16 protein-coding genes are annotated in these 19,825 nt (G+C 71.6%); 8 read left to right on the top strand and 8 right to left on the bottom strand.

Features of this window, described 5'->3' with window-relative positions; translation table 11 throughout:
- Positions 1–40 precede the first annotated feature (40 nt).
- The 5 genes from JEQ17_RS37395 to JEQ17_RS37375 form a co-directional block, all read right to left on the bottom strand.
- Positions 41–655, bottom strand: coding sequence for a GTP-binding protein (locus JEQ17_RS37395; RefSeq protein ID WP_200399380.1), 615 nt, complete (start codon positions 653–655; stop codon positions 41–43).
- Complete coding sequence (locus JEQ17_RS37390; protein WP_200399379.1) at positions 636–1,085, bottom strand: DUF742 domain-containing protein; 450 nt, start codon at positions 1,083–1,085, stop codon at positions 636–638. The genes JEQ17_RS37395 and JEQ17_RS37390 overlap by 20 nt, the downstream gene beginning before the upstream one ends.
- Entirely contained in the window at positions 1,082–1,489 is a 408-nt protein-coding gene (locus JEQ17_RS37385) for a roadblock/LC7 domain-containing protein (protein ID WP_143635607.1), read from the bottom strand. Before JEQ17_RS37385 ends, JEQ17_RS37390 begins: the two co-directional genes overlap by 4 nt.
- Positions 1,486–3,096 carry a sensor histidine kinase gene (locus JEQ17_RS37380; protein ID WP_200399378.1) on the bottom strand — a complete coding sequence of 537 codons (1,611 nt, stop codon included), beginning with the start codon at positions 3,094–3,096 and terminating at the stop codon, positions 1,486–1,488. Before JEQ17_RS37380 ends, JEQ17_RS37385 begins: the two co-directional genes overlap by 4 nt.
- 294 nt (positions 3,097–3,390) lie before the next feature.
- Positions 3,391–4,014: a TetR/AcrR family transcriptional regulator gene (locus tag JEQ17_RS37375; RefSeq protein WP_200399377.1), complete on the bottom strand. Its 624-nt coding sequence runs from the start codon at positions 4,012–4,014 to the stop codon at positions 3,391–3,393.
- A 179-nt stretch (positions 4,015–4,193) separates the two neighbouring features.
- Here JEQ17_RS37375 and JEQ17_RS37370 point away from each other — a divergent pair, with 179 nt between their 5' ends.
- The 6 genes from JEQ17_RS37370 to JEQ17_RS37345 all read left to right on the top strand — a co-directional run bounded on the left by JEQ17_RS37370 (position 4,194) and on the right by JEQ17_RS37345 (position 14,302).
- Positions 4,194–5,018, top strand: a complete 825-nt coding sequence (locus JEQ17_RS37370; RefSeq protein ID WP_200399376.1) for an urea amidolyase associated protein UAAP1 — start codon at positions 4,194–4,196, stop codon at positions 5,016–5,018.
- The gene (locus JEQ17_RS37365; protein WP_200399375.1) at positions 5,015–5,629 is read left to right on the top strand and encodes an urea amidolyase associated protein UAAP2; all 615 of its coding nucleotides are present in this window, start codon (positions 5,015–5,017) and stop codon (positions 5,627–5,629) included. Before JEQ17_RS37370 ends, JEQ17_RS37365 begins: the two co-directional genes overlap by 4 nt.
- Positions 5,630–5,661: 32 nt before the next feature.
- Positions 5,662–9,327: an urea carboxylase gene (gene uca, locus JEQ17_RS37360; protein ID WP_200401918.1), complete on the top strand. Its 3,666-nt coding sequence runs from the start codon at positions 5,662–5,664 to the stop codon at positions 9,325–9,327.
- Positions 9,328–9,521: 194 nt separating this feature from the next.
- On the top strand, positions 9,522–11,201 hold the full coding sequence (gene atzF / locus JEQ17_RS37355; RefSeq protein WP_200399374.1) for an allophanate hydrolase: 1,680 nt from the start codon (positions 9,522–9,524) through the stop codon (positions 11,199–11,201).
- Between the two features lie 189 nt (positions 11,202–11,390).
- The gene (locus tag JEQ17_RS37350) at positions 11,391–13,571 is read left to right on the top strand and encodes an MMPL family transporter (RefSeq protein WP_325176340.1); all 2,181 of its coding nucleotides are present in this window, start codon (positions 11,391–11,393) and stop codon (positions 13,569–13,571) included.
- 122 nt (positions 13,572–13,693) lie between these two features.
- The gene (locus JEQ17_RS37345) at positions 13,694–14,302 is read left to right on the top strand and encodes a response regulator transcription factor (RefSeq protein WP_234048506.1); all 609 of its coding nucleotides are present in this window, start codon (positions 13,694–13,696) and stop codon (positions 14,300–14,302) included.
- A gap of 394 nt (positions 14,303–14,696) precedes the next feature.
- Here JEQ17_RS37345 and JEQ17_RS37340 read toward each other — a convergent pair whose 3' ends face one another.
- Entirely contained in the window at positions 14,697–15,794 is a 1,098-nt protein-coding gene (locus JEQ17_RS37340) for a sensor histidine kinase (RefSeq protein ID WP_200399371.1), read from the bottom strand.
- Between the two features lie 235 nt (positions 15,795–16,029).
- On the opposite strand from JEQ17_RS37340, the gene JEQ17_RS37335 reads away from it, so the two are divergent.
- Positions 16,030–16,911: an AfsR/SARP family transcriptional regulator gene (locus JEQ17_RS37335; RefSeq protein WP_200401917.1), complete on the top strand. Its 882-nt coding sequence runs from the start codon at positions 16,030–16,032 to the stop codon at positions 16,909–16,911.
- Positions 16,908–17,729, top strand: a complete 822-nt coding sequence (locus JEQ17_RS37330; protein WP_234048505.1) for a thioesterase II family protein — start codon at positions 16,908–16,910, stop codon at positions 17,727–17,729. The genes JEQ17_RS37335 and JEQ17_RS37330 overlap by 4 nt, the downstream gene beginning before the upstream one ends.
- Here the strand turns inward: JEQ17_RS37330 and JEQ17_RS37325 are convergent.
- Together JEQ17_RS37325 and JEQ17_RS37320 are read right to left on the bottom strand one after the other, a co-directional pair.
- Entirely contained in the window at positions 17,711–18,520 is an 810-nt protein-coding gene (locus JEQ17_RS37325) for an MFS transporter (RefSeq protein WP_200399370.1), read from the bottom strand. The two genes, JEQ17_RS37330 and JEQ17_RS37325, sit on opposite strands and share 19 nt — an antisense overlap.
- The gene (locus JEQ17_RS37320) at positions 18,507–19,742 is read right to left on the bottom strand and encodes an FAD-dependent oxidoreductase (RefSeq protein ID WP_200399369.1); all 1,236 of its coding nucleotides are present in this window, start codon (positions 19,740–19,742) and stop codon (positions 18,507–18,509) included. Before JEQ17_RS37320 ends, JEQ17_RS37325 begins: the two co-directional genes overlap by 14 nt.
- Positions 19,743–19,825 lie beyond the last annotated feature (83 nt).

Here is a 19,825-nt window from a genome sequence, read left to right as displayed (position 1 = left end):
ACGGACCCGCAGTTGCATCACCGCGCGTCCAGCGGAGCGCCTACGCCGAGGCCATGGCGATCGAGTGCAGGAAACGCATCAGCGTCATCAGCACATCCCGGCTGGAGGCCCGCCGACGCGCGTCGCACTTCAGCATGGGGATCTCCTCGGAGAGGTCGAGCGCCGCACGCAGGTCCTCCATGGGGTAACGGGGCGCGTCCGGGAAGTCGTTGACGGCGACGACGAACGGAACGCCGCGCTCCTCCAGGCGTCCGATGACGTCGAAGCTGACCTCCAGCCGGCGGGTGTCGACGAGGACGACCGCGCCCAGGGCGCCCTCGAACAGGCCGTTCCACAGGAACCAGAAGCGCTCCTGGCCGGGGGTGCCGAACAGATACAGCACCAGTTGCTCGGTGATGCTGATACGGCCGAAGTCCATGGCCACGGTGGTGGCCGTCTTCGTCTCCGAGCCGTAGTTGTCGTCGACACCGATGCCGGCCTGCGTCATGGTCTCCTCGGTGGTCAGCGGCCTGATCTCGCTGACGGAGCCCACCATCGTCGTCTTGCCGACCCCGAAACCGCCCACGATCACGATCTTCACCGCGGCGGCGGCCGTGTGCGGGAGATGGTCCTCGGCGCGAGGTCCCGGGATGGTGTCAGAGCTTTTGAAGTCCATGCATCACCGCTTCGAGGAGGGAACGGTCGGGCAGCTCCGAGCGGACGATCGGGGCGCGCGCCTGTACCAGTTCAGCCGTCAGCAGCTCGGTCAGCAGTACGGTCACCACGCTGAACGGCAGGTTGAGATAGGCCGAGAGCTCGGCCACGGACATGGGGGCCTGGCAGAGCCGGAGCAGCGCCGACTGCTCCGGCTGGGCGGTGGGCGGAGCGTCGGCGCACGCCACGATTAAGGTCACCAGGTCGAGTTCGGCGCGGTCGCCGCCCTCGGCCTGGCCGGTGACGACGTACAGCCGTTCCGGTTCGCGGGTCTCGCCGTCGCCGCCCTCTCCGCCCTGTCCACCAGGTCCTCCCGGCTCTTGGGCCGGGAGTGCGGGTTTCTCCTTGGGCGCCTCCTTGGGGAAACGCCGTCGTCGTTGCGGAGGAGTCATACGGTCTGCCCGTTCCGCCGGGGCGGACTCGTGAGGTGAGCACCGATCCGTACGACGAGGTCGCGCATGCGGGCGCTCATGAGCCCGGCGTCCACATGCGCCTCGGCCAGCACGGCGAGGTAGGCGTTGGGGCCGGCGGCCATCATGTAGAAGTAGCCGCCCTCCATCTCGATGATCACCATGCGCATCTTGCCGTCGGTGTCGGGGATCTCGGTCGCGACGGCGCCCGCGAGGCTCTGCAGTCCGGCGCAGGCCGCGGCGATGCGGTCGGCGGCGTCCGGGTCGCCGCCGTACCGGGCGATGCGCAGTCCGTCGGCGGAGAGCACGACGACCTGCCGAGTGCCGTACACCCCGTCGGACAGCTCCTTGAGCATCCAGTCGAAGTTGGCTCGCAGTTGCGTCACTTGAGGTCCCCCTCGTCGTCGGCCTCGGTGGGGGCCGGACTGTTCGTCTCGCCGGGTGTCTGCTTCTGGTCGCCGTCTCCGCCCTTGAGGCCGGCCATGAAGGCCTCGACCCACAGCCCGGGTTCCTTCTCTTCCTTCTTCTTCTTGGGCACCTGGGTGGACGACCGGGTCCAGTCGATGACGGGGCGGCCCTCCTTGCGCGCGGCCTCGGCCTCCGCAGCGGCGGCACGGGCCTCCTTCACCCGCTGGCTGTACGGGACCTTCATGCGGCTGCGGCGCTGCGGCAGGCCGTTGGCCGTCCACTCGGTGACCTCGGGGACGTCGTCCTCCATGTCGTCCCGCTCGGAGACACGGGGTCCGGTGGTCGGCCGGCGCTTCTTGACCGAACGCTCGGGGCCCTTCACACCGCCGAAGTCGACCTTGGGCACGGCGGCGGCGCCGATGCCGTGGGCGAGGGCGTTGGCGGGCTCCTCGGTGAGCAGCTTGCGCGGCACGACGAGCACGGCGCGCACACCGCCGTACGCGGACTGCCGCAGGGAGACCTGCATCTTGTACATGTCCATGAGGCGGCCGACGACGGCGAGGCCGAGCCGGGGGTCCTCGCCGAGGTTGTTGAGGTCCGGGCCGAGCGCGGCACGCGCGAGCATCGCCTCGGCCCGCCCGCGGGCCTCCTCGCTGAGGCTGACGCCGGCGTCCTCGATCTCGATGGCGACGCCGGTCTGCACCTCGACGGCGGTGACGTGCACCTTGGTGTGCGGCGGCGAGTAGCGGGTGGCGTTGTCGAGGAGCTCGGCGGCCGCGTGGATGACCGGCTCGACGTGGATGCCGTTGACCGCGATCTTGGCGATGGAGTGCAGCTCGATGCGCCGGTACTCGAGGATCCGGGACATGGCGCCGCGCAGCACGCTGTAGAGCGGTACGGGCTTGGGCCACTGGCGGCCCGGGCGGCCGCCGCCGAGGACGGCGATCGAGTCGGCGAGACGGCCGATCAGCGCGGTGCCGTGGTCGATGCGCAGGAGGTCGTCGAAGACCTCGGGGTTGCGCCCGTGGTCCTCCTCCATCTCACGGAGTTCCACGTTCTGCTGGTGGACGATCGCCTGGACTCGTCGGGCGATGCTGACGAAGGAGCGCTGCGCGGCCTCGCGCTGCAGTTCCTCGTGGTCGATGATCCGCAGCAGTTCGATCAGCAACGCCCGCTGGGACTTGGGGATGTTCCGCTGGGCGGGGTCCTCGTCGACCATCACCCGGACGGAGTCCTGGGGCGACGAGCCCGAGCGCATCTGTTCCAGCGCCGCGGGCAGCAGTTCCTCGCGGAGGTGGTCGATCTCGGCGTCGTGCAGGGAGACGCGCCGTTCCATGACCTGCGTCCGGTGGGCGAGTTCGGCTCGCGCCGCACGGACGGCACGGCCGCGGCGGACCACCTGGGCGGCTGTCGCGGTCACGAGCACTGTCGCGATGGCACCGCACCAGCCGACGGCGGTCCGGGCGGGGCCCGTCAGCAAGGCGACGGCGGCCCCGGTCGCCGCGGCCATCGCTATGGCAGGCAGCAACAACGCGCGCGCGTAGGGAACTTCTCGGCCACCGGGAGGCGATTGAACACTCACCATGTATGCCCTCTGAGACAAATCGACTGGAGGTCGGGGGAGGTAACTGGATCTACAGAACTTTGGGGAACAAGCGCACGAATACACCTCAACTCGGTGCGCTGCGGGCGAGCTTAGTCCGACCGGATCATCGCTGTGTCATATTCAGCAAGCACCTGAAATCGCCCTCGCAACAGGAGTACTCTCTGCCCCATTTACACGCAGCGCCGCCATTCGCACACGGTGCGTGACGGCGTACAGGCATACGAAAACCCCTCATCAGAAGGGGTGAGACACCGCCTGGAGGCGGTCTCCGGCTCAGATTCCGGCGATGCGCAGGGCCGCGTCCGCGGTGGCTTCGGCGAAGGCCGAGACGGGCCGCTCGGGATCGGAGCGGTGTACGAGAATCACACCTTCGATGAGTCCGAAGAGCAGATCGGTCCTGAGGTCGAGCTCACTCTTGGCGAGCGCACCGCCCGCCTCGGTCGCGGCGAGCAACTGCCGGTAGGCGTCCTTGAGTTCGGCCCGTACGGCATGGAAGCCGGCGAAGCGTTCCGAGTGGACCTCGGGCAGCAGATAGAGCCCGCCGAGGTTGTGCGAGCCGCCGCAGAGCAGCTCGACGTCCGTGCGGCACAAGTCCCAGAGCCGGTCCTCGGCGGCGGTGTCGTCCTCGGCGAGGAGCTGCCGGGCGAAGGCCAGCGAGGGCGTGACGGTGGACTCCAGGAGCGCGGCGAGGAGCTCCTCCTTGCCGGACACGTAGTGGTACATGGACGCCTGGCGCATGCCCGCCCGCTCGGCGACGGCCCGGGTGGTGGTGGCCGCGTACCCGCGCGTCGTGAACAGCTCAGCGGCGGCGGCGAGCAGTTCGTCGCGCGGCGAGAGGCCGCTGTCCGGCCGCTGCTCGGCGCGCGGCCTGCCCACTCGTCGTCCACTGGAACCCATGCGTTCGATCCTCGCACACCGCCCCACCAGGCGATCTCGGTGAGGGATCGGTAACGGGGCCGCAACCCGCGGGCAACGGCGGCGACCCGCCCGGCTCCTAATTTCTGTCGGGCGACAGAAATACGAGCACCCGCTCGACCGCACCCCTGACCGACCACTGCCGAGCCGGAGGTCCCGCGATGGCGACAGCGACCACTTACGGAGCCCGCGCGCACGCCCGCGCCCAGGAGGGCACCCGCGCCGAGGCCATGCCCGTCGTCCCGGCGAGTGCCTGGCCCGCGCCGCCGTGCGAGGCGGGCCACCTCGTGTGGGCGGAGACGGTGGCGGGCGGCAACTACACGCACAAGGTGCTGGCGCGCGGCACGGAGCTGCGGCTGACCGACCTGCTGGGTGACGCCTGCGCCCATCTGCTCCTCTTCGCCGCCGACCGGCCGTGGGAGCGCCTGAACGTGGCCGACACGGTGAAGGTGCAGTGGAACGCCTACCTCGGCGAGGGCCAGTTGCTCCTCTCCGACCAGGGCCGCGTCCTGGCCACGGTGATCGCCGACACCTCCGGGCGGCACGACGCGCTGTGCGGCACCTCCGGTCTCGTACGGAACACGGAGCGGTACGGGGACGGGACGCCGCAGTCCCCATCACCCGCCGGGCGTGAGCTGTTCAAGCTGGCGGCGGCCAAGAACGGGCTGGCGCCGCGCGATCTGCCGCCGTCGCTGTCCTTCTTCCAGGGCGTGGAGGTACGTGAGGACGGCTCCCTGGACTTCACCGGTTCGGCCGGTCCCGGCCTGAGCGTGACGCTGCGCACCGAGCAGGACATCACCGTGCTGCTGGCCAACGTGCCGCACCCGGCCGACCCGCGCGAGGCCTACACGAGCACACCGCTGGAGGTACTGGCCTGGCGGGCCGAGGCCACCCGGTCCGGCGATCCGCTGTGGGAGGCCACGCCCGAGGGCCACCGCGCCTTCCTCAACACCGCCGAGTTCCTTGCCGCGAGGGGGATCGCATGAGCGAGCAGACCGTCCAGAGGACCACCGTTCCGGCCCGGGCCGCCTGGTCGGCCGTCGTCCGCGCGGGCGCCACCCTCACCATCACCGATCTGCACGGCAACCAGGCCGTCGACTTCCTCGTGTACGACGCCGGGGACACCACCGTGCGCTACAGCGCGCCCGACACGATCCAGGAGCAGGGGAACATCTTCCTGACCACGGGCAGTGTGCTCATGTCGAACGAACACACCCCGCTGATGACGGTCGTCGCGGACGACGTCGGCCGGCACGACACGGTCGGCGGCGCCTGCTCCAAGGAGTCGAACACGCTGCGGTACGGGCACCACACCTGGTCCCAGCACGCCTGCGTGGACAACTTCCTTGCGGAGGGCGCCCGTTACGGCCTCGGCAAGCGCGACCTGGTCTCCAACATCAACTGGTACATGAACGTGCCGGTCGAGAAGGACGGCACCCTCGGCATCGTCGACGGCATCTCGGCACCGGGCCTTTCGCTGACCCTGCGCGCCGAACGCGACGTGCTCGTACTGGTCTCCAACTGCCCCCAGATCAACAACCCTTGCAACGGCTTCGAGCCGACCGCGGTGGAGATGACGATCGGGGCTCCCGAATGAGCGGCGGGGGAACGGGCGAAGGCGGGGAGGCCATGGAGGGCGGCGACGGAGGGGCTGTCTTCGACACGCTTCTCGTCGCCAACCGGGGCGAGATCGCGGTCCGGATCATCCGTACGGCACGGGAGTTGGGCCTGCGCACGGTCGCTGTGTACTCCGACCCGGACCGTTCGGCACCCCATGTGCGGCTCGCCGACGAGGCCGTACGGCTGGGGCCCGCACCCGCCAAGGAGTCGTATCTCGACGCGGATCTCGTCCTGCGGGCGGCGAAGGACACCGGCGCGGGGGCGATCCACCCGGGCTACGGCTTCCTGTCCGAGGACGCGGCCTTCGCGCGGCGCTGCCAGGACGCGGGCATCGTGTTCGTGGGGCCCACGCCGGAGCAGCTGGAGCTGTTCGGGGCGAAGCACACGGCCCGGGCGGCGGCCGAGGCGGCCGGGGTGCCGCTGGCGCCGGGGACGGGCCTGCTCGCGGACGTCGACGAGGCCCTGCGCCGGGCCGAGACCATCGGCTACCCGGTGATGCTCAAGGCGACCGGCGGCGGAGGCGGCATCGGCATGTCCGCGTGCCACTCTGCGGACGACCTCCGTGACGCCTGGGAGCGTGTGCAGCGCGTCGCCGCGGCCTCCTTCTCCTCCGCAGGTGTCTTCCTTGAGCGGCTCGTCGAGCACGCCCGCCATGTCGAGGTGCAGGTGTTCGGCGACGGCGAGGGCCGCGTCGTCACCTTCGGCGACCGCGACTGCTCGCTCCAGCGCCGCAACCAGAAGGTCGTGGAGGAGGCTCCGGCGCCTGGTCTGCCCGCCCGGGTGCGTGAGCAACTGGCCTCTGCCGCACGGGACTTGTGCGCCAGCGTCGGCTACCGCTCCGCAGGCACGGTCGAGTTCGTCTACGACGCGGCCCGCGAGGAGGCGTACTTCCTGGAGGTCAACACCCGGCTCCAGGTGGAACATCCGGTCACCGAGGAGATCTACGGGGTCGACCTCGTCGCGTGGATGCTGCGCCTTGCCCGCGGCGACTCCGATGTCGTACGAGATCCCGGGGCACCGCGCGGTCACGCCGTCGAGGCGCGGGTGTACGCCGAGGACCCCTCGCGCGAACACCGGCCCAGCGCGGGCCTGTTGACGCGGGTCGAGTTCCCGCCGGGCGTGCGCGTGGACGGCTGGATCGAGACGGGTACCGAGGTCACCACGGCGTACGACCCGATGCTCGCGAAGGTCGTCGCGTACGGCTCCGACCGGGCGCACGCGCTGGAGCGGCTGGACGAGGCGCTGGCCAGGACGCGGGTGGACGGTATCGAGACGAACCTCGGCCTGGTGCGGGCCGCGCTGTCGGACCCGGCCTTCCGGACAGCCTCGCACTCCACGGCCACCCTCGCCGCGGTGGGCGATCCGACACCGCGGATCGAGGTCGTCTCCGGCGGAACGCTGACGACGGTCCAGGACTGGCCGGGACGGACAGGCCATTGGCAGGTGGGCGTGCCGCCGTGCGGGCCGATGGACGACCTGTCGTTCCGGCTCGGCAACCGGGCACTCGGCAACGACGAGGGCGCTCCCGGGCTCGAATGCACCTTGCAGGGACCGGCGTTGAGGTTCACGCATCCGACGACCGTGTGCGTCACGGGTGCCCCGGCGCCAGTGACGGTCGACGGGACGGCGGTTCCGCAGTGGGAACCGGTGACGGTACCCGCGGGCGGTGTGCTGGAGGTGGGCCCACCCTCGGAGCACGGGCTGCGGACGTACATACTCCTCGCCGGCGGTGGCCTTGACGTGCCGGCCTTCCTGGGCAGCGCCTCGACGTTCACGCTGGGCCGGTTCGGGGGGCACGGCGGGCGGGCGTTGCGGACGGGGGATGTGCTGCATGGGGGTGCTGTGGTGGGTGATGTTGCTGAGGTCGCCGGTGGTGCCGCGGTGTCTTCGGCAGGTGAGCCGATGTCGAGTCCTGTTCCTGTCGGAGGGCCTGTTCCGGTCGGGGGTCCCGTCCCGGTCGGTGAGCGGCCGGTGTTCGGGGCCGAGTGGCGGGTCGGTGCGCTCGAAGGGCCGCACGCCGCACCGGAGTTCTTCACCGAGGAGGACATCCGCGACTTCTACGCGGCCGAGTGGAAGGTGCACTTCAACTCGGCGCGTACGGGCGTACGGCTGGTCGGGCCCAAACCCCGCTGGGCGCGCACCGACGGTGGCGAGGCGGGCCTGCACCCCTCCAACATCCATGACACGCCCTACTCGGTCGGCGCGGTCGACTACACGGGTGACATGCCGGTGCTGCTCGGCCCGGACGGGCCCTCGCTGGGCGGGTTCGTCTGCCCGGCGACCATCGCGAAGGGGCAGCGCTGGAAGCTGGGGCAGCTACGGCCCGGGGACACGGTGCGGTTCGTGCCGGTGACCGTGCCCGAGGCGGCAAGGCTGCGGCGGGCCCCGGCTGCCGCGCCGGTCGCGGACCGTGCGGAGATCGCCGACGGCGGCGTACTGGCCAGGGACGCCGATGTGACCTACCGACGCAGCGGTGACGACAACCTGCTCGTGGAGTTCGGGCCCATGCAGCTCGACCTGGCGCTGCGGATGCGGGTGCACGCGCTGATGGAGGCGGTGTCGGCGGCGGGGATGCCCGGCATCACGGACATCACGCCCGGCATCCGTTCGCTCCAGATCCAGACGGACCCGGACGAGCTCCCGCAGCCCGAACTCCTGTCCCTGGTAAGGGAGATCGTCACCTCGCTCCCGCCCGCCGACCAGCTCGTCGTGCCGTCGCGCACCGTGCACCTCCCGCTCTCCTGGGACGATCCGGCGACCCGCGAGGCCATCGCCCGCTATATGGCGGGCGTGCGCGACGACGCTCCCTGGTGCCCGTGGAACATCGAGTTCATCCGCCGCGTCAACGGTCTCGACTCGGTCGAGGACGTGTACCGGACGGTCTTCGACGCCGAGTACCTGGTCCTGGGCCTCGGCGATGTCTATCTGGGGGCACCGGTGGCGACGCCGCTCGACCCCCGGCACCGTCTCGTCACCACGAAGTACAACCCGGCACGCACCTGGACGGCCGAGAACTCGGTGGGCATCGGCGGGGCGTACCTGTGCGTCTACGGGATGGAGGGGCCCGGCGGCTACCAGTTCGTCGGCCGTACGACACAGGTGTGGTCGGGGTGGCAGCAGCGGGGCGCGTTCGAGCAGGGCTCGCCCTGGCTGCTGCGCTTCTTCGACCGGATCAAGTGGTATCCGGTGGACGCGGACGAGCTGCTGGAGCTGCGCTCGGACATCACCTCGGGCCGCTTCGTCCCGAGGATCGAGGAGGGCACGTTCTCCCTCGCCTCGTACGAGGCCTTCCTCGCCGAGAACACCGACGCGATCGAGGAGTTCCGCACCCGGCAGGGCGCGGCCTTCTCCGCGGAGCGTGACGCCTGGGAGGCGGCGGGCGAGTTCACCCGTGCGGAGGCGGTGTCGGCCCCGGCCACCACCCCCGTTGAGGTGACGGTGCCGCCGGGCGCCCGCCTGGTGGAAGCCGAGTTCGCTGCCTCGGTCTGGCAACTGAACGTCCAACCGGGCGACACAGTCACCCAGGGCCAGCCCCTCCTGGCCCTGGAAGCCATGAAGATGGAGTCCCGGGTCCCCTCCCCCATGGACGGCGTGGTCCTGGAACTCCTGACCAGGCCCGGCGACCAGGTGGAGGCGGGCACGGCGTTGGCGGTGGTGGGCCCACCACCGTCCTGAGCCGGCGCACCATCCGTGGGCGGCCCACCCACCCGCGCCGCACCGCCCGCGGGCAGGCGCCCCGCCCGTCTGCGAGCAGGCACCCCGCCCGCCCGTCTGTCTGTCTGTGGGCAGGCGTTCCGCAGGGCGGAACGGGTGGGCACAGACGACCACCGGTCCGCACCCGACGACGAAACCGCAAGCAAGGAGCCCAGATGTCGCCCCAGACCCAGCCCCACGCAGTGGCCCGCGTCCGCAGGGCCTACGCCCGCATCAAGGCCACAGCCCGCCCCGAGGTCTGGATCGACCTGCGCCCCCAGGCAGAGGTGGAGGAGGAAGCCCAAGCCATCGACACCCGCCTCGCCGAAGGCGAACACCTCCCCCTGGCAGGCAAACTCTTCGCCGCGAAGGGCAACATCGACGTGGCAGGCCTCCCCACCACGGCAGGCTGCCCGGCCTACGCCTACCACCCGGAGGCGGACGCCCCGGTGGTCGCCCGCCTCCGCGCGGCAGGCGCGATCGCCCTGGGCACCACCAACCTGGACCAGTTCGCCACGGGCCTGGTCGGCACCCGCTCCCCCCACGGCCCCGTCCGCAACGCCATCGCCCCCGAGAGAATCAGCGGCGGCTCCAGCTCGGGAAGCGCGGTGGCGGTGGCCCTCGGCATCGTGGACCTCGCCCTCGGCACGGACACCGCGGGCAGCGGCCGTGTCCCCGCGGCCTTCAACGGCATCGTCGGCCTCAAGCCGACCCGAGGCCTCGTCCCCACGGACGGCGTGGTCCCGGCCTGCGCCACCCTCGACTGCGTGACGGTCTTCGCCCGCACCCTCCAGGAGGCGGAACAGGCCCTCGCGCACATGACGTCCCCACCTGCCCGCGACCTCCCGCCCCTCCCCCCGCGCACCCCGGGCCCCTGGCGCATCGCCGTCCCGCCCCGCGAACAGCTCGGCGAGCTGGACGAGGGCTGGGCGGAGGCGTACGAGGAAGCCGCAGCCCGACTCCGCGCGGCCGGAGCCGAGTTGCGCCCCCTCGACCTCGCCCCGTTCACTGAGGCCGCCGCGATGCTCTACGAGGGCGCCTTCGTGGCCGAGCGCTACACCGCGGTGGGCAGCTTTGTCGACAAGTTGCTCTCCGAGGGCGGTACGGGCCTCGACCCGACGGTCGCCGGCATCATCACCCGTGCCCGTGACATCCCGGCCCACCAGCTCTTCGCCGACCAGGAACGTCTGGCGGCCCTGCGCACCCGCGCACTGGCGGAACTCGGCGACGCGGACGCCCTCCTCCTCCCGACGGCCCCCGGCCACCCCACACTCACCGAGGTCGCCGCCGACCCGCTCGGCTCCAACGCCCGGCTCGGCCGCTTCACCAACTCCACGAACCTCTTCGACCTGGCGGCCGTGGCCGTCCCGGCGGGCGAGGTGGCGGGCCTGCCGTTCGGCGTGATGCTGATCGGCCCGTCCTTCACCGACGAACGCCTCGCCGTGATCGCCCGCACGCTGGAGGCCCCGGCAGCCCGGATCGCCGTGGTCGGCGCCCACCTGTCGGGCCAGCCGCTCAACGGCCAACTCCTCTCCCTGGGTGCCCGGTTGGAACGTACGACCAGGACCGGTCCCGTCTACCGGCTGCACGCCCTGTCGACCGAACCGCCCAAGCCGGGTCTCGTCCACGCGGGCGAGGGCGGCGCCGCGATCGAGGCCGAGGTGTGGCGGCTGCCCGCCGAAGGGCTCGGCCGTCTGCTCGCCGCGCTGCCCCGGCCGATGGCCCTGGGCCGGGTCGAACTGGCCGACGGCGACGAGGCACCCGGCTTCCTGTGCGAGCCGGGCGCGCTGGACGGCGCGCGGGACATCACGGCGTACGGAGGATGGCGGGCGTATCTGGCCTCCCCCGACGAGTGACACTCCCCCAGCCGACCCTTTAGCCCCTCACCGGACGATCGTCTTTCGCGAGAGCGACCGTCCAGGAGGGCAGGGCCGATGACACCGCAGACATCGCCGACTTCGCAGACATCGCCGAGTTCGCCGAGTTCGCCGACCTCTTCGTCACCACAGTCCGCGGCCGGACCGCGGGGGCGGGTCACCCGCGTGGTGACCACCCGGCCGCGTCTGCTGCTCCTCCTGATACTGCTGCTCACCGCGGGCGCCGTGGTGGTCGGCGGTGGGGTCGCCGAACGCATGAGCAGCGGCGGCTCCCAGATCCCGGGCTCCGAATCCTCTTACGCGACAGCCGAATTGGAGCGCCGCTGGCCCGCCTCGCAGCCCAATCTCCTGCTGCTCGTCTCGCCGCGCGACGGATCACGGGACGTCGACGACCCGGCCGTCGCCTCCGCGGCGCGCGACCTGGCCCGCCGACTCGCGGACGAGAAGGCCGTGTTGGGCGTGGTCTCGTACTGGCAGTCCGAGGACACCGCGCTGCGCGCCCGGGACGGCGGCGAGGCACTGATCACCGCGCGCATCAAGGGGGACGAGGACGCGGTCGACGACGCGCTGGAGGCTCTGGAGCCGCACTATCGGGGCGCGCGGGGCGCGGTCGACGTCCGGCTCGGCGGCCCGGCGGCGGTGCGGCACGCCTCCCAGGAGGTGATCGCCGACGACCTCGTACGGGCCGAAGTCATCGCGCTGCCGGTCACGTTGGTGTTGCTCGTCGTGGTGTTCGGCAGCGCGGTCGCGGCAGCCCTGCCCCTGCTGGTGGGGATCGTGTCGGTGCTCGGCACGAACGCCGTACTGCGGGTGATCACCGAGTTCACGGACGTGTCGGTGTACGCGCAGAACCTCACGACGGCCCTCGGTCTGGGACTCGCCATCGACTACGCGCTGTTCCTGGTGCGACGCCATCGCGAGGAACTCGCGGTCGGCCGTGATCCACGGGACGCGGTGGCCGTGACCCTGCGGACCGCCGGTCGCACGGTGCTGTACTCGGCGCTGACCGTCGCGGTCTGCCTCGCCTCGATGCTGGTCTTCGAGCAGTACTTCCTGCGCTCGCTCGCGTACGCCGGTATCGCGGTCGTCCTCATCTCCGCCGCGGCCTCGCTCATCGCGCTGCCCGCGGCGCTCGTGCTGCTCGGACACCGGGTCAACGCCCTGCGGCTGCCGGTCGGCAGGCGCGGCGGGAATCCGGGAGCGGGCTGGGCGCGGCTGGCCCGGCTGGTGATGCGACGCGCCCCGCTGTTCGCCGTCGGCACGGTCGCCGTGCTGCTCGCGCTCGGACTGCCGTTCAAGGACGTGCGGTTCGGCACGGCCGACGACCGACAGCTGCCGTCGAGCACCGAAGCCAGGGTCGTACAGGAGGAGTTGAGGAACGAGTTCCCCGGCAGCCCTGGCAGCGCATTGGCCGTACTGGTCGAGGGGAAGCCGGACACCGAAGCGCTCGCGGAGTACAGCGGCGAGGTGTCGCGGCTGTCACATGTCGTCCAAGTCGCGGGCCCCGCAGGGCGGTTCGTGGACGGGAAGCGCGTGGCCGACGCTCCCCCGGCCGTCGGACACGTCTCCGTACTGCACTCGGCGGAAAGCGCTTCACCGCAGAGTGTGAGTCTCGTAAAGAAGATCCGCGCGGTTCCGGCCTCCTTCGAGACCTCGGTGACGGGACCGGCCGCCGTGCTCGCCGACACCCAGCACGGGACGGCCGAGCGGCTGCCCTGGGCGCTCGCGGTCATCGCCGTCACGACGCTGATCCTGGTCTTCCTGCTCACCGGAAGCGTGCTGCTGCCGCTGCTCACGGTCGTCGTCAACGGGCTCAGTCTGACCGCGATGTTCGGTGCCGTGGTCTGGGTCTTCCAGGACGGGCACCTGTCCGGCCCGCTCGGCTTCACGCCCACCGGGGACATCGAGACGGCCCTGCCCGTGCTGATGTTCTGCGTGGCGTTCGGCCTGTCCATGGACTACGGGGTCTTCCTCGTCTCGCGCATCAAGGAGGAGTACGAGATCGGCGGCGACCACCGTGACGCGGTGGTCCTCGGCATCCGGCGCACCGGCGGGCTCATCACGGCGGCGGCGCTGATCCTCGCCGTGGTGATGGTGGCGATCGGCACCTCGCGCGTGACCAACATCAAGATGCTGGGCCTGGGCGTGGGGCTGGCCGTACTGATGGACGCGATGGTCGTACGGGCCCTGCTGGTGCCCGCCGTGCTCCGGCTCACCGGGCGGGCCACCTGGTGGGCCCCGGCGGCCCTGCGGCGGCTGCAGCGGCGGGTGGGGCTGGAGGAGGAGGCGCGTACGACGTATCCGGACATCCCCACGCGCACCGAGCGCCCCGTGAGTGGCCGAACCTGACCCCGGTACGCCCCTACAACGGACCCCTGCGCACAAGTCCTCCACAACTCGGCTATATGACCCAACTAGACTCCCTCGCAAGGGGGTTGCGGAGTCGCGCCCGCGGGAGAGCTGGGGGCGGGTTGATACGGATTCTGCTGGCCGAGGACGTCTCGATGGTGCGCGGTGCGTTGGTGGCACTGCTCAATCTCGAACCCGACCTGGAGGTCGTGGCAGAGGTGGACCGGGGCGACGCGATCCTCGCGGCGGCGCTTGCCGTACGGCCGGATGTGGCTGTCATCGACTACGACCTTCCGCACACGGACGGGATCACCGCGGCGGGGCAGTTGCACGAGCGGCTGCCCGGTTGCCGCACGGTGATCATCACCAGTCTCGGCAAGCCGGGGACGCTGCGGCGGGCGCTGGCCCAGCAGGTGGCCGGGTTCGTCCTCAAGGACTCACCGGCGTCCTATCTCGCCGAGGTCGTCCGTAAGGCGGCGGCCGGTGAGCGGGTCATCGACCAGCAGCTCGCGTTCTCCGCCTTCGCGGACGGGGAGTCGCCGCTCACAGGGCGCGAGACGGAGATTCTGCGTCTCGCGTCGCAGGGCGCGGACGCGACGGAGATCGCCGCGGCGCTCCATCTCTCCGTGGGTACGGTGCGGAACTATCTGACCTCGGTCGTCACCAAGCTCAACGCCCGCAATCGCGTGGATGCGGTTCGGATCGCTGCGGAGTCTGGCTGGCTGATGTGAGGTTCATTCACGGGTGCGGGCCGGCGGGGGTTGTTCGCGCAGTTCCCCGCGCCCCTGGGTTGGTGGAGTTGATGCTGTGACTTGGGTGCCGGTCCGTTTGGGTTGAGCGCGCAGTTCCTCGCGCCCCTGGGTGGGTGGAGTTGATGTTGTGACTTGGGTGCCGGTTTGTTTGGGCCGGGCGCGCAGTTCCTCGCGCCCCTGAAGCGCAGCGGTCGCTTCCCTCGCCCACAAAGGCACCCCGCACCCATGGCGGACAAACGAACAGGGGCGCAGCCCCGTTCTTTTAGGGGCGCGGGGAACTGCGCGACCAGCCCCCACCGGCCCGCAGCTCACACCCCACCGCAAGGCGCCTCGGCAACCACCGAATACCAGCCCCTCTCATCCGTGCCGGCGGTCAACCGCCCCCAACAGCCCCCATCCGCTCCGCCAGGTTGTCGAGCCCACCCCACCCCCCACCCCCGCACCCGCGAAGCGCCCCCGCATCGGCCCGCACCCCGTCATTGGACAGAGTGAGCCGCACGAAACCCCCCTCGACATCCCGGATCTCGATCCGGCACTCCGTCGCCTTGCTGTGCCGGACGAGATTGGTGACCCCCTCCCGCAGAACGGTCGCGAGGACGGTCCCGACCGGCCCGTCACACCCGCAGCGCACATCGAGGCCGGCCCGGATCCCCGCCGCGGCGAGCAACGAGCGCGCGGACTCGGCCTCGACGGCCAGGGACAGCTCCCGATAGCCGCGCGCCACGGCGCGCACGTCGGCCAGCGCCTCGCGGGCGACGCCGAGTATCCCGTCGAGCTCCTCACGGGTACGGTCGGGTTGCGACAGCACCAGCCGCCGGGCGAGATCACCCTTGAGGGTGATGGCGGAGAGGCTGTAGCCGAGCAGGTCGTGCAGATCGCGCGCGTACCGCCGACGCTCCTGCTCGACGGCCCGCCAGGCGAGCGTCTCGCGCTCGTGATGGGCCGCGGTCACGAGTTCCACGAACCGTGCCGCGCCCAGGAGGACGAGTGCCGTGCCCCCGGTGACGGCCCCCACGTACAGCCCGTCCGCCCAGTCCGCGCCCTCCGCACGCGCCGCGGCGCAGGTCGCGGCGACCGCGAGCGCGGCGAGCGAACGGCCTCCGGGGCCGGGGAAGTTGACCAGGAGCGCGCCTGCGAAGTACCCGGCCGTGCCGGGCCAGACGGCCACGGGTGTCAGGGCGGGCAGGAAGCCCAGTAAGCCCTGCGCCGCGACCGTCAGAGCGCGCCAACGCTCCCGCACCCGGCTCGTCACCAGATGCAGGACGTACGTCCCCAGCAGGGCTCCCACGGCTGCCGCCGCCGCGCCCCGCCCGGGGTGTGTCGTGGCGATCGCGGCCGCGCCCAGCGGAACGAATCCCGCCGTGATCGCGAACGCGGTCCTGAACGCATGCCGAGTGACCGGCACACCGGCGGTCCTGCCGTCGAACTCCCCCACCCATGTGCTGGTCAGCTGCTCAGCCGCACCGGACATCGACTCCCCCTCAGAGTCACCCAGAGCGCCCTCTGTGCTGATGCGGGGATGCTAAGGGCAAGGGCCCGGTCACGGACAGTGGGCCTCGAAGGGGGCGCATTCGCCGGGGCGCGCCAGAAGTGCCGCGTATGAGCGATTCATGCTGTTTTCGTGGGCACGTCACTGGTGACCCCGGCGCGCCGACTGCCAAGGTCTGGAAGGCAGTTGAACGCCGCACTCTCTGGGGGGACGAGTGATCGAGATCGCCGTGCTCGGACCGCTGAACGCACGGGTGGGGCCGGCGTCAGTGGTACCGAGTGCACCGAAGCCACGGCAGGTCCTGGCTCTGCTGGCCCTCAACCGCGGGAATCCGGTAGGGGTTTCGGCTCTGGTCGACGAGTTGTGGGGAGACCGCCCGCCACGCTCGGCCGAGGCCACGCTGCACACGTACGTGAAACAGCTGCGCCGAATGATCGGCTCGGCGCTCGGTCCCGATCACGTGCTCGGTCCGAAGGACGTGCTGCGGCGGGTGCCCGTCGGTTACCGCCTGGACGCCCCGCCGGACGCCATGGACGTCTCCCGTTTCGAACGGCTCGCCTCGGCCGGTCGTGCCGCGCTGGAGGCGGGCGCCGACGCCGAGGGTTCGGAGCTCCTGGTGGGCGCGCTGCGGCTGTGGCGGGGGCCCGCACTGGCCGATGTCTCGCCTGGACCCGTACTGCGTGCGGAGGTTCTGCGTCTGGAGGAGCTTCGTCTGACCGCCCTGGAGGAGCGCTTCGGCGCGGAGCTCCGGCTGGGCCGCCACCGCGCGCTCCTCGGTGAACTGACCGCCCTGGCCTCCCGCTACCCCCTGCACGAGAGCCTCCACGCGCAGTTGATGCTCGCCCTGCACCGCAGCGGCCGCTCCTGGCAGTCACTGGAACTGTTCCGGGGTCTGCGCCGCGTCCTGTCGGACGAGCTGGGGCTCGAACCATCCATACGTGTAAGGCAGTTGCACGAGGCGATCCTGCGGGGCGACACGTCCCTGGACGCCATCCGCGACCACTCTGACGGGGGGTGGAGCGGCGCCGCGCAGGGGCACCCCGACCGGGCATCGGGGTGGCGCGGCGCCGCGACGGGGGCCCAAGTGGTGGCGCCATGACGACGACGGAGTACCTGGCACGCACACCGCAACCTCACGCGCCGGTACGGCTGTTGTGCTTCCCCTTCGCGGGCGGCGGGGCCTCGACGTACGCCCACTGGCAGCGCGAGCTCGACGCGCGGGGCGCCTCGGTGGACGTCCTGCCGGTACGGCTGCCGGGCCGCGAGGGGCGGTCCGGTGAGCCCCGCTTCACCGAACTCGCCTCGCTGGTGGAGGAGTTGGACGAGGAACTCGACGAGGTGCTGGCCTCACCCCATCTCGTGTACGGGCACAGCATGGGCGCCCTCATCGCGTACGCCCTGATCCGACGACGTCAGGAGCGGGGTGCACCCCTTCCACGCGCGGCCCTGCTCGCCGCGTACCGCGCCCCGCATCTGCCGCCGCCGCGCATGGACTCCGACGCAAGCTCTGGTGCCGACTCCGGCTCCGGCTCCGGCTCTGACTCTGACTCCGATTCCGAGCTGGCCCGTGCGCTGGTCGCACTCGGCGGGCTGCCCGAGGCCCTCCTCGGGCACCCGGAGTGGCTGCGGGCGCTGCTGCCCGTGGTGCGGGACGACCTGACGCTGTGCGCGAGCGCGGGCCCGGCCGGCGGGCCCGTCCGCGTACCGCTCCATCTGTACGCCGGGGCGGACGACTCCCTCGTCCGGGTGCCCGAGGTGGCCGCCTGGCGCCGGTACGCGGCGCGCGGCTGCGAGGTGCGGGTCCTGCCGGGCGGCCACTTCTTCCTGCGGACGCACGAGGGGCGGCTGCTGGACGAGGTGGCACCCCTGGTCCGCCTCTACGGCGGCCGACGAACGGTTCACGCGGCGGCATCCTGAGCGCCGTCGCCCTGGCCGCCGACGCCCACACCGCCACCACCACCGCCATCGTCACCATCGCCGGAACCGGAACCGGAACCGGCACCCGCACCCGCACCCGCACCCGCACCCGCACCAACTCCCTTGTCCCGCTGCTGAGTCGACCGCAACAGCCGTACCAGCGGGATGCCCGCGGTCGCCGTCAGCGGCACGTTCGCCCACAGCGCCCACCTCCAGTCGGCGCCTGCGGCCGCACCCACGGCGAAGCCCATACCGAAACCGGCGACGACCACGGCGCTCCACACGAGGAGGAGCCGATCCGGGCGGTGCCCAGCAGGAGCAGGAGCAGGAGCAGGAGCAGGAGCAAGAGCGAGGGCGAGCGCGGTTGCCGTGAGCGCCGCCGCGCCCGCCCCCTGGACCGCCCGGAAGGCGAGGAAGGCCGACGCACCGGACACCAGCGTCAAAGCCACCGACGACTGGACGAAGAGCCACAGCCCGAGGATCAGTACCGGAAGCGGCCGGGTGCGCCGGATCAGCAGGCGCAGCGGCAGAACCAGGAGGCCCAGCGCGAGGACGTACACGAGAACCGCCCACGGCAGCCAGCTCGCGCGCAGCCCGTTCGCCTCGCGCAGTGCCGGGCCCATGGCGGCCACCACTGAGGCCCCGCCGGCGACGAGGAACTGGCTCAACGCGCAGGCCGCGTACAGCACCCGGCCCCCGCCACCGAACCCGGCCCCGGCCCCGGCCCCGGCCCCGGAGCCTGCCCCAACCCCACCCCCTGCCCCGGCCGACGGCCCCTCAGCGCGTCGCATCCTGCACCTTCGCGACCCGCTCCCCCGGTTCCTGGAGCTGGAAGTACGCCCCGGCCAGCACCCGGCGGGTGAGCGACTCGCTGCGGTTCACGGCCCGGTAGAGGGTTCGACGCCAGGCTCCGCCGACGTGGCCGTGCAGCGTGAAGAGGCGTTCCTGGCGGAGCTGGAGGGCCCGGGAGCGGGCCACCGACGCCTCGCGGGCGCGCTGGAACGCGCCGGTCGCGGTGTTCAGCGCCTCCGGCCCGCTGTCCAGGGCGTCCGCCACCAGCGGCGCCAGCGTGACCGCGTCGATGATGGCGTGGTTGACGCCCTGCCCGAGGATCGGCGTCAGCGTGTGGGCGGCGTCCCCGACGAGGACGATGCCGGGCGCGGACCAGCGCGGCACGACCGTCGTGAAGATGTCGAGCATGGACGTGTCCGACCAGGACCGCACCTGCTCGCGCACCGCGCCTGACAGTTCGGGTGCGAGCGCGTCGAGCCGCTCGTAGAGACGCGGCAGCCCCTGCGCCCGCATCTCCTTGAGACCGCCCTTGGGAATGTTGAAGCCGACCCGGACGCTGTCAGGCCGGGTCGGGATGAACAGCCCGTGCTGGTCCCCCCGGATGCGTACGCGATACGTACGGTCATCCCAACCTCCGTACGGGAAAGGCACCTTGAGCCAGATGACGTCCCGCTCCAGCGGCACCGTCCGGTACGCGAGGCCGGACATCTCGCGCACCTTGCTGAACCGTCCGTCCGCCGCGACGGTCAGTGTCGCCCGGATCTCCCGCTCGCCCTCGGCGGTGCGCACCCGTACGCCCGTGACCGTGCCGTCGTCGTCGCGCAGCAGTCCGGTGGCGGTCGCGCCCTGGAGGAGGGTGAAGCCGGGGTGGGCCGCGCCGGTCTCGGCGAGCGCGGACAGCAGGGCGGGCTGCGGGAGTTCGACGGGGAAGGGATGCGGATAGCGGAAGCGCTCGAAGTCGGCGGCGAACACGGTGTGTCCGGAGTCCTGGATCCGCAGGTGGTGCATCTGGACGTACTCGCCGTCGAGCCGGTCGAGCAGGCCGAGGCGGTCGAGCAACCACACGGAGTCGGGCGAGACGGACTCGCCGCGGAAGGACCGGTTGAAGTGCCGGCTCGCCTCCACGACGACCACGGGCACGGCACGCCGGGCGAGTTCCACGGCGAGCGTCAGCCCGGCGGGCCCACCGCCCACCACGCACACCTGCGTCGGTACGTGCATCAGCTGCCTCCTGGTAGTCCGTGCGGGTCGGTGCCGTTGGCCGTATCGGTGAACTCGCCCCGTTGAACTCCACCCTCCGCAAC

Source organism: Streptomyces liliifuscus, from assembly GCF_016598615.1.
GTDB classification, from domain to species: Bacteria; Actinomycetota; Actinomycetes; order Streptomycetales; family Streptomycetaceae; genus Streptomyces; species Streptomyces liliifuscus.
This window is presented reverse-complemented; position numbering and strand designations above follow the sequence as displayed.

Coding starts and splice junctions, on each gene's coding strand:
- JEQ17_RS37320 (WP_200399369.1), bottom strand. CDS start 19,742: ATGCACGTACCGACGCAGGTGTGCGTGGTGGGCGGTGGGCCCGCCGGG.
- uca (WP_200401918.1), top strand. CDS start 5,662: ATGGAGGGCGGCGACGGAGGGGCTGTCTTCGACACGCTTCTCGTCGCC.
- JEQ17_RS37380 (WP_200399378.1), bottom strand. CDS start 3,096: ATGGTGAGTGTTCAATCGCCTCCCGGTGGCCGAGAAGTTCCCTACGCG.
- JEQ17_RS37365 (WP_200399375.1), top strand. CDS start 5,015: ATGAGCGAGCAGACCGTCCAGAGGACCACCGTTCCGGCCCGGGCCGCC.
- JEQ17_RS37330 (WP_234048505.1), top strand. CDS start 16,908: ATGACGACGACGGAGTACCTGGCACGCACACCGCAACCTCACGCGCCG.
- JEQ17_RS37325 (WP_200399370.1), bottom strand. CDS start 18,520: ATGCGACGCGCTGAGGGGCCGTCGGCCGGGGCAGGGGGTGGGGTTGGG.
- atzF (WP_200399374.1), top strand. CDS start 9,522: ATGTCGCCCCAGACCCAGCCCCACGCAGTGGCCCGCGTCCGCAGGGCC.
- JEQ17_RS37375 (WP_200399377.1), bottom strand. CDS start 4,014: ATGGGTTCCAGTGGACGACGAGTGGGCAGGCCGCGCGCCGAGCAGCGG.
- JEQ17_RS37395 (WP_200399380.1), bottom strand. CDS start 655: ATGGACTTCAAAAGCTCTGACACCATCCCGGGACCTCGCGCCGAGGAC.
- JEQ17_RS37370 (WP_200399376.1), top strand. CDS start 4,194: ATGGCGACAGCGACCACTTACGGAGCCCGCGCGCACGCCCGCGCCCAG.
- JEQ17_RS37390 (WP_200399379.1), bottom strand. CDS start 1,085: ATGACTCCTCCGCAACGACGACGGCGTTTCCCCAAGGAGGCGCCCAAG.
- JEQ17_RS37340 (WP_200399371.1), bottom strand. CDS start 15,794: ATGTCCGGTGCGGCTGAGCAGCTGACCAGCACATGGGTGGGGGAGTTC.